Consider the following 15,800-nt stretch of genomic DNA (forward strand, 5'->3'; position numbering starts at 1 on the left):
ATAGCCCCGGCCGCGCGACAGGGTCATCAGATGTGTGGCGCCGAGGAAGATATCGAGCCGGTCATCATGCAGCCTCACCCGCAGGCGGTGGCCGATCAGCCGCGACGGCACGGTGTAGAAGACCCGCCTCAGAATGAAGCCGCCCGATGATGTGACGGTGACCGTGGTCTCTTCGCCGTCGCTGGTGCGGCGGGTCGGCAGCGGTTGCAGCGTGGCGCGCTCGGCGTCGATGCGCTTGCGGTTGTGGGCGTTGCGCCGACCACAGAACTCATCGAGGAACCGGCGGTAGACGGCGAGGTCGTCAAAGTCGCGCGTGCCGCGCAGCAGCAGGGCGTCCTCGAGCGCCCGCTTGAGATGGCCATGTGGCCCTTCGATCGAGCCGTTCTCATGCGCGACGCCACGGTTGTTGCGGCTCGCCGTCATGGTGTAATGCGCGCACAGGGCTTCGTAGCGGACCGTCCAATCGGTGGCGGCGTCGCGCTCGAGGTTACGGAAAGCTGCGGACAGGCTGTCGCTGCGATGCTCCCGGGGGGCGCCGCCGAGCGCCCAGAGGGCATTCTGCAAGCCCTCGGCCAGCGCCACGAAACTCTCGCCGCCGAGCACCGCATGGACATGTTCGAAGCCGCTGTAGGCCAGACGGAAGTGATAGAGCCGGTGGATCAGCGGCGCGCCCGCGACGCTAACGCCGAGGTCGGCCATGTCAGTGAAGTCCGACAGGCCCATCCGGCCCGGTTCGTGAACCTGGCGGAAGATCACCTCGCGGTCCGCGCCGTGCAGCGCGCGCCAGTGGCGCATGCGACGCTCCAGGGTCCGCCGGATTCCCTCGCCAAGCTCGGGATGACGGCGCAGAACCTCGCCGAGGACCGCCACCGGCCGCAGGCCCGGTGCGGCTTCCAGCATCGGAACGATCTCGGCATCGAAGATCCCGGCCAGAGGATCGGACCGTCGCCGATCCCGCGGGGCGCGCTTGAGCGAGGGGGATCGTGGATCCTCCTCCAGCCGATACCCTGTGGCGGTGCTAAAACCAGCCTTGGCGGCGGCGACAGGCATCGTGTCCGTCGATCGATACTTCATGAAAAGCCTCATCTGATGATCGGTTGCATGACGGCCGGGCACGGGTGCTCCCTCTTCGAGGAGAAAAGCCCCACATACCCCAGCCGACTGCGATCACCCGATGGCGCGGTTCCCCCGGAACCCTTGCCGTCGTAGGGCCGGGAACCTCGTTCGGGCTACGCCCTCCCGATGTTCCCGGCCCTACGACCCATTCTCACCCTGATTGTCGCGCCCGTCGCATCCTGATCGTCGCGCTGCACGCGGGCTCTCTCGAACCGGTGGCGTTTGCCCGCTCGCTCCTGACCCGCTTCACGGCCTTTGGAATGCCGCAAACTCAACGCGCGGGATGAGACTGTCCAAGGAAAGGGAAACCTCGACCTCAGGCTGATTTGCGCAACAGGGCCGGTCCTACACCCCAAAACCGCGGCATCCGAAACCGGATTTCTCACCCCTTGGCGTTTGAGGATCGCGCCAGGCCGACCTGACCTGCGGCCCACGAAACCGGCAGCAGGCCAGTTCTGCAGCAGCCCGCTAAGGCAGCACGCTGAGCAGAATGTCGCCCTCGGACAGCTTTGCGCTGAGGCTGCGGCCGAGGCGCCGGACCTCTTCGGGCACCAGCGCGAACTGCACCTGGGCGGGCGAGACGCTGAGCGTTGCGGCTGGATTGGACAGAACCTCCCACAGGGCGGGATTGATCTTCATGCGTGCCGCCGTGCCGCGCAGGTGCCAGGCCTTGTTTTCCAGGGTCACCACGACGCGGCCGCCAAAAGGCATCGCCGTTTCGAGGCACTGGATCAGCAGGAAGGCGAGCTTCACCTCGCCGCGCGGCTGGTCGCCGGGAACCTGCCAATCGATCGTAAGCCGCCCGCCGCGCGTGGTGTCGGCCAGAATCGACAGGACTTCCGGCCGCCCGATGCGCTGGTCCGGCGCGGCGATGCCAAAGGCCACGCGGTAGAACCGGATGCGGGCATTCGCCGCCGAGACGCTTTCCGAGATCAGCGCAAGCTCCGGCCCCGCCGAGGTCGCGCTGAGCGACAGAAGTTCGACCCCATTGCCGATCGCACCCAGCGGGCTGATAAGATCGTGGCAGATTCGAGAGCCGATCAGCGCAGACAGGTCGGTGGTGTTTGACATCCGGGCGGAACTTTCCAAGGGGCGGGCGGTGACAGGGCTGAACGCGATACTCGAACCGGGCATGTTGGTCAGGCACCCCGGCCGCCCGGACTGGGGCCTTGGTCAGGTCCAGTCGCGGATCGGGGCCCGGATCACCGTCAATTTTGAACACGCCGGGAAGGTCGTGATCGACGGCGACCGGATCGCGCTCGTGCCTGACCGCGATGCGTGATGCCACTATAGGTTGTGAAATTCACGAATTGCAACCGTGAGAATGTCCCGCCGGGGGGGCCCTGCGGGGATGTTGCATTCCCACCATGCAGCGCCTACAACCCGGCGACCCGACTGGCGGATCAGAGCAGCAGACCCGGCGCCGATGATATCCGATGAGCCACATCTTCAGGTCCGGCTGGCAAGGGACGCGCAGGACCTGATGGGGGCGCAGCGTCTGCGCTACGAGGTCTTCGTCGAAGAACTCGGCGGCACCGGAGAGATGGTCGATCATGTCCGCAGGCTGGAATGCGATGAATTCGATCCGGTCTTCGAGCATCTCATCCTGGTCGACACGCGACGCGACGCGACCACTCTTGACCATGTCGTGGGGGTCTACCGGCTGCTGACCGGCGAGGCGGCGTCGCGGTTCGGCCGGTTCTATTCGGAAACCGAATACGACCTTGGGCCGCTCAAGCGCAACGGGCGGCGGCTGCTGGAGCTTGGCCGGTCCTGCGTGCACGCCGACTATCGGGGCGGCACGGCGATGTTTCATCTCTGGAACGGGCTGGCCGATTTCGTGCTGGAGCGCCGGATCGAGATCCTGTTCGGCGTCGCCAGCTTTCACGGCACCGATATCGAGGCGTTGCGGATGCCGTTGGCCTATCTGCACCACAATCACCTGGCGCCCGAGGCGCTGCGCGTGCGCGCGCAACCCGATCACTTTCAGACCATGGACCTGGTGCCGGTCGACCAGATCGACCGCCGCGCGGCGATGGTCGGCACGCCCGCACTGATCAAGGCCTACCTGCGGCTGGGCGGCTTTGTCGGCGAGGGGGCCTTCATCGACCGGCCGTTCAACACCACCGACGTGTGCCTGCTGATGGACACCGCGCGGATGTCGGACCGCCACATCGGGTTCTACACCCGCAAGTTCGAGGCCAAGGCGTGACACCCTGGCGGCGGGAGGACGAGCCCGATCCTGTGCGGGTCGGCCCTCTGGGGTGGGTCCGGGTCGTGCTGAAGGGCGGGCTGCTGTGCCTGGTGACCTACGGCTGCCTGCTGATCCTGCTGCTGGTCCGGCTGATCGAGCGCCCGCTGTGCGGCCTGAACCGGCCGGTGACCCCCTACATCACGCAGTTCGTCTGCCGATCGGCCTTTGTCATTCTTGGCATGCCCCTGCGGGTGGCCGGGCGGCCGATGCGGGGCAACGGGGCGGTGGTCTCTAACCATGCCACCTGGTTCGACATTTTCACGCTGAACGCGCCGCAGCGCGTCTATTTCGTGGCGAAGTCAGAGGTGGCGGGCTGGGCCGGAATCGGCTGGCTGGCGCGGGCGACCGGCACGGTATTCATCAACCGCAAGGGCAACGAGGCGAAACTGCAACAGGAGGTGTTCGAGGCGCGGCTGCGCGCCGGGCACCGGCTGCTGTTCTTCCCCGAAGGCACCAGCACCGACGGGCTGCGGGTGCTGCCGTTCAAATCCACCTTGTTCGCCGCCTTCTTCGCCGACGGACTGGCGCAGGAGATGCAGATTCAGCCGGTCAGCGTGGTCTATCACGGCCCGCCGGGGCAGGATCTCCGCTTCTACGGCTGGTGGGGCGACATGGATTTCATCCCGCATCTGGTGAAACTTCTGGCCGCCCCGCGGCAGGGATCGGTGGATGTGGTGTTCCACGATCCGGTGCGGGTCGCGGATTTCGCGAACCGCAAGGCGCTGGCCGCCTATTGCGAGGAACGGGTGCGCAGCGCCTTTCCGGCCTGAACGGTCAGCCCAGCGGGGCGATCAGGGCGCGCAGCGCTGCAACCGCGTCGTCGGCCTGCCAGATTTCCTCGCCGATGGCGAAGAAGTCGGTGATCGGGGCCAGCGTCGCGACCCGCGCGGCGGTCAGGGCGCCTTCGGCCACCACCGGCACCTCGATCATCTCGGACCACCAGGAAAAGAGCTCGTCGGTGGCCTGGCTGCCGTCGCCCAGCACCGTGTCGCCGACCGGGCCGAAGGAGACATAGTCGCCCCCCGCCTCGGCCGCGTTGATGCCCTCGTGGCGCGAGGTGCCGCAGAAGGCGCCGACGATGGCATCGTCGCCCAAGTCCTTGCGGGCCTTGCGGATATTGCGCGCCCCATCGGGCAGGTGGACGCCGTCAAGGCCGTGGCGTTCGACCAGCCGCAGGTGGGTTTCCAGCACGATCGCCACATCGCGGGCGTGGGCGATCTCGCGCAGCGCGTCGGCGGCGCGGGCGATCTGATCCTCGTCGCGGGTGGCAAGGCCAAGGCGGATGCAGGCAATGTCGGCCGCGTCGAGCACGGCGGCGAGACGGTCGGGGAACACCTCCAGCGTGAAGGCCGGGGGAGTGATGAGGTAGATCTGCGGGCGCTCGTCGTTCGACATGGGGCGTTCCTTCGGTTTTGCGCTCTCCTACCGGGTTTTCGGCGGTTTGCAAACGGGTGCCGTGAGATTTGGCGCAAACCGTTGGGAAGGCAGGAAAAACGGCATACCGAAAAAGCACCGATTTTGCACCGATTTCGCACCGGCGTCGGCAACGGTTCGGGCGCTTGGCGCCGCCGTCAGCCCGCCAGCGCGGCGGCGGGGATGGCGTGTGCGTAATAGCGGATCGCGTGCCCCGCGAACGCGCCGGGGTGGGCGGCGAATCCGGCCTTTTCGGTGACGGCCTGCCAGTTCTTCACGCCCGCCATGATGATTTCCGGCCCGTCGGCGGCGATCTCGGCCGCGCTTTTGCGGGTCGGGCGGACGATGGCGACGTGGCCGGGCACATGCGGGTCGGGGTTCTTGTAGACGGCGACCACCAGTTCAGCCCGGTTCGCGGCCGCAACCGCCGCTGCCGCATCGGGCAGCGCACGCCAGCCCTGCGCGGCGCCGGGGCCCGCCAGCCAGTCGGCCTGCGCGTTGGACAGCAGGATCTGCCCGTGTTCGGGCGGCCGCAGGATGTAGACACCCAGCCGCTTGGCCGCCGCCGCGACGAAGGCGGAACAGTGGGTGTGGTGCGCGGGCAGCGGTTCGGGGTCACCGTCCGGGGCGCCGGTTTCCCAGTTCACATGGCTGCCCGCGATCCACTTCTGCTCGACCCCGAGGCTGTCGAGCACGGCCACCAGCGCCGCGGCCTGCGGCGAGAGGGTCGTTTCGGCGCGGGCGGGCAGCGCGCGGGCCAGCGGCACAAGCGCGAGCGCGAGCGCGAGCGCGGCGACAAGCTGGCGGCGGGTCAGGGTCATGCGGCTGCTCCGGTGCGGCGGGGACGTCGCGCCAGCCTAGCAAGCCCGCGCCGAACGGGTTTTCACGGTAGCGTGAAGTCCGCGCCGCGATCGGTGTAAAGCCGCAGTTCGGCCAGATTGGCGGATGACGGCACCCCCGGCAGCGGCGCGAGGGCGACATAGGGCGGGCGCGCATCGAGGTGCGGCGCCACGTTCGCGGCGATCGCCAGCGCGGTGTAGCCGCGCGTCAGCAGGCCGCCGTCCAGCCGTTGGGTATCAGCTTCGGTGGCGGCACCGACCTCCAGCACATAGCGCACCATCCGACGTCCGCCAAAGGTCCGGTTGCCCAGCAGGACGCGGCGGTTCGTCACCACAACGGCCCAGCGATGCAGCCGGATCGGCCGCATCGACACCGCCCCGCCAAGGCGCGGAACGATGACCAGATCGGCGCGATCGTCGCGCCAGAGCACGGACTCGCCGGGTTCGAAGGCCCAGGTGTCGAGGAAGGTCGCCTTCGATCCGGTGACCTTGCTGACGATCCAGCCCAGCGCCACGATCCCGACGCAGGCGGCAACGAAGATCAGGACCGAGGTCATGCGGCGCATCCGGCGGGCGGGGCGCCCGGGGGCGAGTTTAGGGCGCTCCGCCTTGCCGCGCAATCGGCGGAAGGCGCGCGGAAACCGGCTTAACAGGCGGGGCGGGCGGGCGTATCCTGACGGCGCGCCAGACCGCGGGGTGGGAGTGATGGCAGGCAGTTATCTGATGCTTGGAGCGCAGGGTCAGCAGGTTGCTGGAGACAGCAGGGAAACGGCCCACAAGGGCTGGATCGAACTCAATTCAGTCAGCCTTCCGGGGGCGGGAAACACCTACGGGGACAGTTCCGGGGCGACGGGCAAGATGAAGAACGACCAGATCACTGTCTCGAAGATGACGGATACCAGTTCACCCACGCTCTTTGCGGCCTGCGCGGATGGACGGCATTTTGAAACGGCCGTGATCGACATGTGGGCGGGAAAGCTGCAACTCGTCCTTTCCGACGTCGTCGTGGCGAGCTTCAATGTCTCCCCGGGCGTGGACTCCCACAGCGAAAGCGTTACGCTCCGGTTTGCAACCTCAAAGAGGACGACCCCCGGCCCCTGAACGGCTCAGCAGTTCGGCACGTTCACGGCAAGGCCACCGAGCGAGGTTTCCTTGTACTTCTCGTGCATGTCGTGGCCGGTCTGGCGCATCGTCTCGATGCAGGCGTCGAGGCTGACGAGGTGCTGGCCGTCGCCGCGCAGGGCAAGGCTGGCGGCCGACACGGCCTTGATCGCGCCAAGGCCGTTACGTTCTATGCAGGGCACCTGCACGAGGCCGCGCACCGGGTCGCAGGTCATGCCGAGGTGGTGTTCCAGCGCGATCTCGGCGGCGTTCTCGACCTGCTCCGGCGTGCCGCCCAGCACGGCGGCCAGACCGGCGGCGGCCATCGCGGCGGCGCTGCCGACCTCGGCCTGGCAACCGCATTCGGCGCCCGAAATGCTGGCGTTGTGCTTGCACAGCCCGCCCACGGCGGCGGCGGTCAGAAGGAAATCGCCGATGCGACTGGCCGAGGCGCCGGGAACATGGTCGAGCCAGTAGCGGATCACGGCGGGCATCACGCCGGCGGCGCCGTTGGTGGGGGCGGTGACAACTTGCCCACCGGCGGCGTTTTCCTCGTTCACCGCCATCGCATAGGTGACCATCCAGTCGTTGATGGTGTGCGGCGGGGTCTGGTTCAGCCCGCGTTCGGCCAGCAGCGAGGCGAGGATCCCCGGCGCGCGGCGGCGGACCTTCAGCCCGCCGGGCAGGATGCCGCCGGTTTCCAGCCCGCGATTGATGCAGTCGTTCATCACCTGCCAGAGCCGGGCGAGGCCGACGTCGATCTCGGCATCGGTGCGGTAATGGCGTTCGTTGGCGCGCTTCATACGGGCGACGGTCAGGCCCGAGGCGGCGGCCATCGCCAGCATCTCGGCGGCGGTCTCGAACGGATAGGGCACGGGGGACCGGGCGGCGGACTTCTTCGGGTCGGCCGCGATGTCTTTCGCGGCGGCCTGTTCGGCGGCGGTCAGCACGAAACCGCCGCCGATGGAATAGAACGTTTCTTGCAGGATCACGTCGCCCTGCGCGTCGGTTGCCATCAGGATCATGCCGTTGGCATGGCCGGGCAGCGCGGGGCCGTAGTCGAACACCAGATCGCGGGCGGGGTCGAAGGCCAGCGGCGGCAGGCCGGGCGGCGTCACCATCTTTTCGGCGCGGATCGCGGCCAGCGCCTCTTCGGCCTTCGCCGCGTCATAGGTGGCGGGCTCGAACCCGGCCAGGCCGAGGATGGTGGCGCGGTCGGTCGCGTGGCCAATGCCGGTGAAGGCGAGGCTGCCGTGCAGCGAGGCGCGCAGGCCGCGGGCGTGAAACGGGCTGTCGCGCAGCATCTGCAGGAACCGCGCGGCGGCCACCATCGGGCCCATCGTGTGGCTGGACGAGGGGCCGATGCCGACCTTGAACATGTCGAAGACGGAAAGAAACATGGCAGCGCACGCCCCGGTTGGATTCGTGCAGAGTGCGGCGGGATGCACCGGAAAGCGACGCCGAAAGCGACGCTTTGCAGAGGAAAACGCGGCGAGGGTCAGGCGGCGTCGGGCGGCGGCTGCCAGTACGCGCGGGCGGAAGGCCCTAGCCGGTCAACGACACGGGCGAAATCCATCGCGTCGACATGGCGGTTCAACGCCCAGGCGATGTCGCCGATCACGCTGTCGGGGCTGAAGTTGTGATCGCGCCGGACGTCCTTCACCTCGCGCGTTAGCACGGCCCGGTCGGCGTAGGGCCGGATCGGGTCGTCCACCCGCCAGCGCCAGACGAAGATCGCGCGCAGCACCGAAGGCAGCACGTCGGCGAAGTCGAGCGCCCGCTGCGGCGCGAGCCGACGCCGGAAGACCTGAAACACTGCGTCGGTGCAGGTGTAGGCGACGTTGTCGGAGGGCGTGTCCAGCCGGTCGCGCGCGTCGGTGAGATAGGCGCGGAACTCGTCGCTGGCGTGGGCGTAGGTGAAGGGCATCGGCATCGGGCATCCTTGCAACCGCGACAGGTGCGCCGGTCAAGCGTCCAGGGTGGTCGAAGGCGCGTCAAGGGGCCACGAAAATGGCGTGGGGCCAAGCCCTTCCGCCGCCGCCGCGCGCTGCGCCGCGGGGCGGCGTTCCTGCGCTTGCGCGAGACCTTCCAGAAACGGGAAGGCGGCAAGGTCGAACCAGCCGTCGCCTTCGGCCGACAGGAAAGCGGCCCAGCGCAGCATCACCACGAGGTAGCAACCCAGCACCGAGGCCCCGGCTTCGGGCAGCCAGTCGGAACGGTCGGCGATGGCCAATGCGTCAAGCGCCTTGAAGTGGCGGTTCACGCGGACGGCGGCGATGTCCAGCAGGTCTTCCTGCGCGGTCTTGTTCGGGCCGACATGGCGGCTGGGGTAGAACATCCGCGCCAGATCGGGGTGCAGCGTGTTCGACAGAAAGAACAGCCACTTCAGGAAGGCCGCGCGCTGCGCGTCGCCGGGCGCCGGGGCCAGCGCGCCGTGCCGTTCCGACAGCCAGAGCACGATCGCGCCGGTCTCGAAGATCGGCCCGTCGGGGGTTTCCAGCACCGGGATCAAGCCGAAGGGGTTCAGCTTGCGGTAGGCCGGGCTGTTCAATTCGTCCACCGCGGTGTCGACCTTGGCGGCGCGGTAGGGCACGCCAAGTTCCTCCAGCACCAGCCGGACGACCAGCGCGGCGGTGTCGGGCGCGTAGTGCAGCGTGTACATCAGCGGTCTCCCCGGTTTAAGGTGAATGTGTCACAAATGTTTTCGCGCCGCCCACATGTGATAACGTCGCAGGTCCGGCCGCGCAACCGGGGCGCAATTCAGTCTCGCCCTGCCCCGGCACATTGCCTATAAGCAAACGACGCGAGCGAAGGAGACTGCGATGGCCGGAGAGCTTTCCCCGATCGACAAGGCGAAATTCGTGGCCGCCAAGCGGGCGGTGGATTTCGTCGAGGACGGCATGAAGGTGGGCCTTGGCACCGGATCGACGGCGGCCTGGATGGTGCGCTGTCTGGGCGAACTGGTGCGCGAGGACGGGCTGAAGATCGTCGGCGTGCCGACCTCCAGCCGCACCGCCGATCTGGCGCGGCAGGTCGGCATCAAGGTCGTCAGCCTCGACGAGGCGAAGTGGCTGGACCTGACGATCGACGGCGCGGATGAATTCGACGGCGACCTGAACCTGATCAAGGGCGGTGGCGGCGCGCTGTTGCAGGAAAAGATCGTGGCGACCGCCAGCGACCAGATGATCGTGATCGCCGATGTGGCCAAGCAGGTGGCGCAGCTTGGCGCCTTTCCGCTGCCGGTGGAGGTGGTGCCGTTCGGCTGGCAGACCACCAAGGCGCTGGTCGAGGAGACGCTGTCGAGCATGGACGTGATGGGCCACACCACGACGCTGCGGATGAATGGCGACCGGCCGTTCATCACCGACGAAGGCAATTACATCATCGATCTGCACCTGCACCGGATCGGCAACGGGCGGCAACTGGGGCTGGTGCTGAACCAGATCCCGGGAGTGGTCGAGAACGGTCTGTTCATCGACATCTGCGACATCGTGGTGATCGGCCACGGCGACGGCCGGGTCGAAGTGCGCGACGCGACGGCGGGCACGATCGAGGAAAGCCGGATCGAGTTCACCTCGTCCGACAACATGTTCGCCGACCTCGGGGACTGAGGGATGGCGTTCGACTGCGACCTGTTCGTCATCGGTGGCGGCTCTGGCGGGGTGCGCGCGGCGCGGATCGCGGCCGCCGAGGGTGGCGCGCGGGTGCATCTGGCCGAAGAATACCGGATGGGCGGCACCTGCGTCATCCGCGGTTGCGTGCCGAAAAAGCTGATGGTTTTCGCCTCGTCCTACCCCGGCGCGGTCGACGAGGCGCGCGCCTATGGCTGGGACGTGACGCTGGGCGGGTTCGACTGGATGATGTTCCGGGGCAAGCTGGAGGCGGAACTGACCCGGCTGGAGGCGGCCTATCGGGGCAACCTGACGCGGGCGGGGGTGACGATCCACGACACCCGCGCGGTGCTGGACGATGCCCATACGGTGCGGCTTGCAACCGGCGAGGTGCTGACCGCCAAGCACATTCTGGTGGCGACCGGGGCGCGCCCCTTCGTGCCGCCGGTGCCGGGGGCGGAACTGGCGCTGACCTCGAACGACATGTTCCGGCTCGACGCGCTGCCAAAGCGGCTGCTGGTCGTGGGCGGGGGCTACATCGCCAGCGAGTTCGCCTGCATCTTCAGCGGCCTAGGCGTCGAAGTGGCACAGTATTATCGCGGCGCGCAGATCCTGCGCGGCTTTGATGACGAAGCGCGCGGCCATGTCGCCGAGGCGATGCGGGCGCGCGGCATCGCGATTCATTGCGGCACCGAGGTGATGGCGATGGAGCGGGACGGCACCGGCGTGATGGTGACCGCGACCCATGGACACGACCGCAGCTATGACGCGGTGCTTTACGCCACCGGCCGGGTGCCGAATTCGGGCGGGCTGGGGCTGGAGGGGCTGGGCGTGACGCTTGGCCGCAACGGCCGGATCGTGGTGGATGGCTACAGCCAGACCGCCGTGCCCTCGATCTACGCGGTGGGCGATGTGACCGACCGGATGAACCTGACCCCGGTCGCGATCCGCGAGGGGCAGGCCTTTGCCGAAACGGTGTTCAAGGGCAACCCGGTGATGGCGGATCACGAGTTGGTGGCCTCGGCGGTGTTCACCCAGCCTGAGCTTGGCTCGGTCGGCCTGTCCGAGGAGCAGGCGCGCGCGCAGGAGCCGATCGAGGTCTATTCGGCCGCCTTCCGCCCGATGCGCACCCAATTCGCCGGGCAGCAGGATCGCGTGCTGATGAAGCTGATCGTCAGCATTGAAACCCGCAAGGTTCTGGGCTGTCACATCGTCGCCCCCGAGGCTGGCGAGATGATCCAGCTGGCCGCGATCGCGATCAAGATGGGCGCGACGAAAGAGGATTTCGACCGCACCGTGGCGGTGCACCCGACGATGGCCGAAGAACTGGTGACGCTGAGGACACCGGCGCGCAAGGCTTGAAATTCACGCCGTGGTGACCACTTGGGGGTGAACCCGGCGGCAGCGGCAACAAAGGAATGATATCCCGATGGCAGGTAACAGCGGCGGCCCCTGGGGCGGTGGTCCGGGCGGCGGCGACAACCGGGGCGGCGACAATCGGGGCGACGACAATCGCGGCGGGCGCAGGCCCGGCGAAGGCCCGCAGCTGAACGATATCGAGGATATCATGAAGAAGGGTCAGGAGCGTCTGCGCGTCCTGATGGGCGGGCGCGGCGGCGGCCCGCGCGGCCCCGTCGGCGGCACCGGCGCGGGGCCAAACCCCCGCCTGATCGCGCTGGGCGTGATCGCGCTTGCCGGGCTGGTCTGGTCATTCAACTCGTTCTACACCGTCAGGCCCGAGGAGCGTTCGGTCGAGCTGTTCCTGGGCAAGTTCTACCGCATCGGCATGCCGGGCCTGAACTTCGCGCCCTGGCCGGTGGTCAGCGCCGAGGTGATCCCGACCACCGGCGAGCGCACGACCGATGTGGGCAGCGGACAGGGCGGCCAGTATGACACCGGCCTGATGCTGACCAGTGACCAGAACATCGTCGATGTGCACTTCCAGGTGGTCTGGAACGTCGAGGATCCGGCGAAGTTCCTGTTCAACCTCGCCGACCCGACCGATACCGTGCGTGCGGTTTCGGAATCCGCGATGCGCGACATCATCGCGCGCACCGATCTGGCGCCGATCCTGAACAAGGACCGCGGCGTGATCGCCGCCGACCTGATGACCGCCGTGCAGGGCACGCTGGACAGCTATACCTCGGGCATCCGGGTGATCCGGGTGAACTTCGACAGCGCCGACCCGCCGAAAGAGGTGATCGACAGCTTCCGCGCCGTGCAGGCCGCGCAGCAGCAGCGCGACACGCTGGTCAATCAGGCGCAGGCCTATGCCAACCAGAAGCTGGGTGCCGCGAACGGCGAGGCCGCGCAGGTCAAGCAGGAGGCCGAGGGCTATCGTGCGCAGGTCGTCAACATCGCCCAGGGCGACGCGAGCCGGTTCAACTCGATCTACCAGTCCTACCTGAAGGCGCCGGACGTGACCCGTCGGCGGATGTACATCGAGACGATGGAAACCGTGCTCGGCGGGATCCACAAGGTGATCCTCGACGGCGTCGGCGGCACGGCGGGCGGGGCGGGCGTGGTGCCCTACCTGCCGCTTGACAAGCTTCTGACCGGGGCCAACGCAACGCCGACGGGAGCCGGACAATGACCAACCGTGCAATGTACGTCATCCCCGCCGTCGTGATTCTGGCCGCGCTGGCGCTGTCGTCCGTGTTCATCGTCGACCCGCGCGAGAAGGTGCTGGTGATGCAGTTCGGGCAGGTCACGCAGGTGCGCGAGGAACCCGGCATCGGCTTCAAGGTGCCCTTCATCCAGGACGTCGTGCGCTATGACGGCCGCATCCTCGGCCTGCCGACGCAACCGCTGGAGGTGACGCCGCTCGACGACCGCCGCCTTGTGGTGGATGCCTTCGCGCGCTGGCGCATCGTCGATCTGGTGAAGTTCCGCCAGGCGACCGGGCCGGATGGTGTGCGCTTCGCGCAGAACCGGCTGGAGCAGATCCTGAACGCGGCGACGCGGCAGGTGCTGGGCTCGGTGAATTCCGATGCCGTGCTGTCGGAGGGGCGCACCACGCTGATGAACGACATCCGCGACATCGCCCGGAAAGAGGCGGATTCGCTGGGAATCGACGTCATCGACGTGCGCCTGACGCGGACCGACCTGCCCGACCAGAACCTGCAGGCGACCTACGACCGGATGAAGGCCGAACGCCAGCGTGAAGCAGCGCAAGAAATCGCGATCGGCAACCAGCAGGCGCAATCGGTGCGGGCAACCGCCGACCGGACCGCGCTGCAAACGACCTCGGCCGCGCGCCGCGATGCCGAGATCGTGCGCGGCACGGCCGACGCCGAGCGCAACCAGATCTATGCGCAGGCCTATTCGCAGGATCCGGCGTTCTTTGCCTTCACGCGCTCGATGACGGCCTACCAGAACGCGCTTGCGGGCAGCAACACCACGATGCTGCTCAGCCCGTCGAGCGAGTTCTTCGACTACCTGCGCAATGAAGCCGGACAGCCGGCGGCCCCGACACCTGCGCCTGCGCCTGCACCTGCACCTGCCGGGCAATGATCACGCTGGTGCTGGTGCTGGGCGGGGTCTGCGCGGTCGAGGGGCTGATCCTCGCGCTGATCCCCGGCCGGATCGAGGAGGCGCTGGCCCTCTTTGCCCGGCTGCCGATCGCAACGCGCCGGGGCTTCGGCCTCGGCGCGTTGCGATCGGGGTGGCGCTGATTTGGCTTGCCCGCGTGCTGGGGGGCTGAGACAATCCACCCGGTTTGAAGAAACAAGGCCGTCACGCCGCTCTCACTTCCATGTGAGTCGCGGCGAGCGGGATTGAGTTGCCAGACGGCAGTCGTATTTGCCCATATGTCGGACACGGCGCGTTCCAGTCGGCCGGGTCCGCGGAATCGTAACGAAAGGAGTTCAGCGTGCAGATGAAACTCATGGAGCGATCGGCGCGGGCCCCTGCCCCCGTCCGCGCGGCCTGGACGGTTGTTCTGGGGCTTGCGCTGGCGCTGGCGCAGACGTCCGTGGTCACGGCAAAGGGCGCCCCGGACGGCTTTGCCGACATTGCCGCCAAGGTCAGCCCCGCCGTGGTCGACATCACCACCATGACGACCATCGCCGCCTCGACCGACCAGGGCCCGATGGTGCCGCCGGGCTCGCCGTTCGAGCAGTTCTTCCATGACTTCATGGACCACCAGGGCCAGGGTAACGGGCAGGACCAGGGCAATGGCCAGGATCAAGGCAACGGGCAGGATCAGGGCAACGGTCAGGACCAGGGCAACAGCCCCTCGCCCCAAGGTCCGCAGCGCAGCGAGGCGCTGGGCTCGGGCTATGTGATCTCGGCCGATGGCTACATCGTGACCAACAACCACGTCATCGACGGCGCCGACGACATCCAGATCGAATTCTTCGACGGCGACAAGCTGAAGGCCAAGGTGGTCGGCATCGACAAGGCCACCGACGTCGCCCTGCTGAAGGTTGAAACCGACAAGCCGCTGCCCTTCATCACGTTCGGCGACAGCAGCCAGATGCGGGTCGGCGACTGGGTGCTGGCGATGGGCAACCCGCTGGGTCAGGGCTTCTCGGTCTCGGCCGGGATCATTTCGGCCAAGGGCCGCACGCTTGACGGGACGTTCGACGACTTCTTCCAGACCGACGCGGCGATCAACCGCGGCAACTCGGGCGGGCCGCTGTTCAACATGGACGGTGACGTGATCGGGATGAACACCGCGATCCTGTCGCCCAATGGCGGCTCGATCGGGATCGGCTTCTCGATGGCGTCGAACGTCGTGTCGAAGGTGGTCGACCAGCTCAAGCAATTCGGCGAGACGCGGCGCGGCTGGCTCGGCGTGCGCATTCAGGACGTGACGCCCGACATGGCCGATGCGCTTGGCCTGCCGAAGGCTACCGGCGCGATGGTGACCGACGTGCCGAAGGGACCGGCCGCCGATGCCGGCTTCAAGTCGGGTGACATCATCACCAGCTTCGACGGCACCGACGTGCCCGATACCCGCGAACTGGTGCGCCAGGTCGCCAACACCGCCATCGGCAAGGCGGTGCAGGTGGTCGTGCTGCGCGACGGCAAGTCCGAGACGCTGACGGTGACGCTGGGCCGCCGCGAGACGGCGCCAGATGTCGTCGGCCCGACCGAGAAGCCCGCGCCGGAAGCACCACCGAAGGACGTGGCGCTGCTGGGCATGAAGGTGACCCCGCTGACCAAGGACATGCGCGACAAGATGGGGCTGTCGGCGGGCACCGATGGCATTGTGATCACGGATGTCGACGGCACCAGCGAGGCCTTCACCAAGGGCCTGCGTGCCGGCGATGTCATCACCGAGGCGGGCCAGCAGAAAGTGGCCATCGTCAAGGACTTGCAGGACCGCATCCAGGAAGCCAAGGACGCGGGCCGCAAGTCGGTGCTGCTCTTGATCCGCCGCGACGGCGAGCCGCGCTTCGTGGCGCTGTCAGTCGGCTGACACGCCTGATCCGACCGGATGCAAAGGGCGCCCCCCAGGGC

18 protein-coding genes are annotated in these 15,800 nt (G+C 67.8%); 10 read left to right on the forward strand and 8 right to left on the reverse strand.

Annotation, left to right across the window (positions count from 1 at the left end; genetic code table 11):
• Together istA and AC11WY_RS00900 are read right to left on the reverse strand one after the other, a co-directional pair.
• Positions 1-1,116, reverse strand: a 1,116-nt coding sequence (gene istA / locus AC11WY_RS00895) for an IS21 family transposase (RefSeq protein WP_482921571.1), incomplete at its 3' end; no start/stop codon positions are given.
• 468 nt (positions 1,117-1,584) lie between these two features.
• Positions 1,585-2,187, reverse strand: coding sequence for a histidine phosphotransferase family protein (locus AC11WY_RS00900; RefSeq protein WP_482921573.1), 603 nt, complete (start codon positions 2,185-2,187; stop codon positions 1,585-1,587).
• A gap of 28 nt (positions 2,188-2,215) precedes the next feature.
• Here AC11WY_RS00900 and AC11WY_RS00905 point away from each other — a divergent pair, with 28 nt between their 5' ends.
• The 3 genes from AC11WY_RS00905 (at position 2,216) to olsA (ending at position 4,140) form a co-directional block, all read left to right on the forward strand.
• Positions 2,216-2,398, forward strand: coding sequence for a DUF3553 domain-containing protein (locus tag AC11WY_RS00905; protein WP_482921871.1), 183 nt, complete (start codon positions 2,216-2,218; stop codon positions 2,396-2,398).
• A gap of 144 nt (positions 2,399-2,542) precedes the next feature.
• Positions 2,543-3,328: an L-ornithine N(alpha)-acyltransferase gene (olsB, locus tag AC11WY_RS00910; RefSeq protein WP_482921575.1), complete on the forward strand. Its 786-nt coding sequence runs from the start codon at positions 2,543-2,545 to the stop codon at positions 3,326-3,328.
• Complete coding sequence (gene olsA / locus AC11WY_RS00915) at positions 3,325-4,140, forward strand: lyso-ornithine lipid O-acyltransferase (RefSeq protein ID WP_482921577.1); 816 nt, start codon at positions 3,325-3,327, stop codon at positions 4,138-4,140. Before olsB ends, olsA begins: the two co-directional genes overlap by 4 nt.
• Before the next feature lie 4 nt (positions 4,141-4,144).
• Here olsA and AC11WY_RS00920 read toward each other — a convergent pair whose 3' ends face one another.
• The 3 genes from AC11WY_RS00920 to AC11WY_RS00930 form a co-directional block, all read right to left on the reverse strand.
• Positions 4,145-4,765 (reverse strand): thiamine phosphate synthase, encoded by a 621-nt coding sequence (locus tag AC11WY_RS00920; protein WP_482921579.1) that lies wholly within the window; start codon positions 4,763-4,765, stop codon positions 4,145-4,147.
• 176 nt (positions 4,766-4,941) lie between these two features.
• A complete protein-coding gene (locus AC11WY_RS00925) occupies positions 4,942-5,604 on the reverse strand; it encodes a hypothetical protein (protein WP_482921581.1) in 663 nt (220 codons plus the stop codon).
• Positions 5,605-5,666: 62 nt separating this feature from the next.
• Complete coding sequence (locus AC11WY_RS00930) at positions 5,667-6,179, reverse strand: hypothetical protein (RefSeq protein WP_482921583.1); 513 nt, start codon at positions 6,177-6,179, stop codon at positions 5,667-5,669.
• Between the two features lie 148 nt (positions 6,180-6,327).
• Between AC11WY_RS00930 and AC11WY_RS00935 the strand changes: the two genes are divergently transcribed.
• The gene (locus AC11WY_RS00935) at positions 6,328-6,723 is read left to right on the forward strand and encodes a type VI secretion system tube protein Hcp (RefSeq protein WP_482921585.1); all 396 of its coding nucleotides are present in this window, start codon (positions 6,328-6,330) and stop codon (positions 6,721-6,723) included.
• A 5-nt stretch (positions 6,724-6,728) separates the two neighbouring features.
• Here AC11WY_RS00935 and AC11WY_RS00940 read toward each other — a convergent pair whose 3' ends face one another.
• From AC11WY_RS00940 to AC11WY_RS00950, 3 genes are all read right to left on the reverse strand, one after another.
• Positions 6,729-8,123, reverse strand: a complete 1,395-nt coding sequence (locus tag AC11WY_RS00940) for an L-serine ammonia-lyase (protein WP_482921587.1) — start codon at positions 8,121-8,123, stop codon at positions 6,729-6,731.
• Between the two features lie 98 nt (positions 8,124-8,221).
• Positions 8,222-8,656: a DUF2267 domain-containing protein gene (locus AC11WY_RS00945; protein ID WP_482921589.1), complete on the reverse strand. Its 435-nt coding sequence runs from the start codon at positions 8,654-8,656 to the stop codon at positions 8,222-8,224.
• 33 nt (positions 8,657-8,689) lie between these two features.
• Entirely contained in the window at positions 8,690-9,385 is a 696-nt protein-coding gene (locus AC11WY_RS00950; protein ID WP_482921591.1) for a glutathione S-transferase family protein, read from the reverse strand.
• Positions 9,386-9,545: 160 nt separating this feature from the next.
• Between AC11WY_RS00950 and rpiA the strand changes: the two genes are divergently transcribed.
• From rpiA to AC11WY_RS00980, 6 genes are all read left to right on the forward strand, one after another.
• The gene (rpiA, locus tag AC11WY_RS00955; RefSeq protein ID WP_482921593.1) at positions 9,546-10,334 is read left to right on the forward strand and encodes a ribose-5-phosphate isomerase RpiA; all 789 of its coding nucleotides are present in this window, start codon (positions 9,546-9,548) and stop codon (positions 10,332-10,334) included.
• A gap of 3 nt (positions 10,335-10,337) precedes the next feature.
• Positions 10,338-11,696, forward strand: a complete 1,359-nt coding sequence (gene gorA, locus AC11WY_RS00960; protein WP_482921595.1) for a glutathione-disulfide reductase — start codon at positions 10,338-10,340, stop codon at positions 11,694-11,696.
• Positions 11,697-11,763: 67 nt separating this feature from the next.
• Complete coding sequence (gene hflK, locus AC11WY_RS00965) at positions 11,764-12,927, forward strand: FtsH protease activity modulator HflK (protein ID WP_482921597.1); 1,164 nt, start codon at positions 11,764-11,766, stop codon at positions 12,925-12,927.
• Positions 12,924-13,847, forward strand: a complete 924-nt coding sequence (gene hflC / locus AC11WY_RS00970) for a protease modulator HflC (RefSeq protein WP_482921599.1) — start codon at positions 12,924-12,926, stop codon at positions 13,845-13,847. Before hflK ends, hflC begins: the two co-directional genes overlap by 4 nt.
• On the forward strand, positions 13,844-14,008 hold the full coding sequence (locus AC11WY_RS00975; protein WP_482921601.1) for a DUF2065 family protein: 165 nt from the start codon (positions 13,844-13,846) through the stop codon (positions 14,006-14,008). The genes hflC and AC11WY_RS00975 overlap by 4 nt, the downstream gene beginning before the upstream one ends.
• Positions 14,009-14,211: 203 nt before the next feature.
• A complete protein-coding gene (locus tag AC11WY_RS00980; protein WP_482921873.1) occupies positions 14,212-15,759 on the forward strand; it encodes a Do family serine endopeptidase in 1,548 nt (515 codons plus the stop codon).
• Positions 15,760-15,800 lie beyond the last annotated feature (41 nt).

The sequence above is a fragment of the Solirhodobacter sp. genome, from assembly GCF_964715405.1.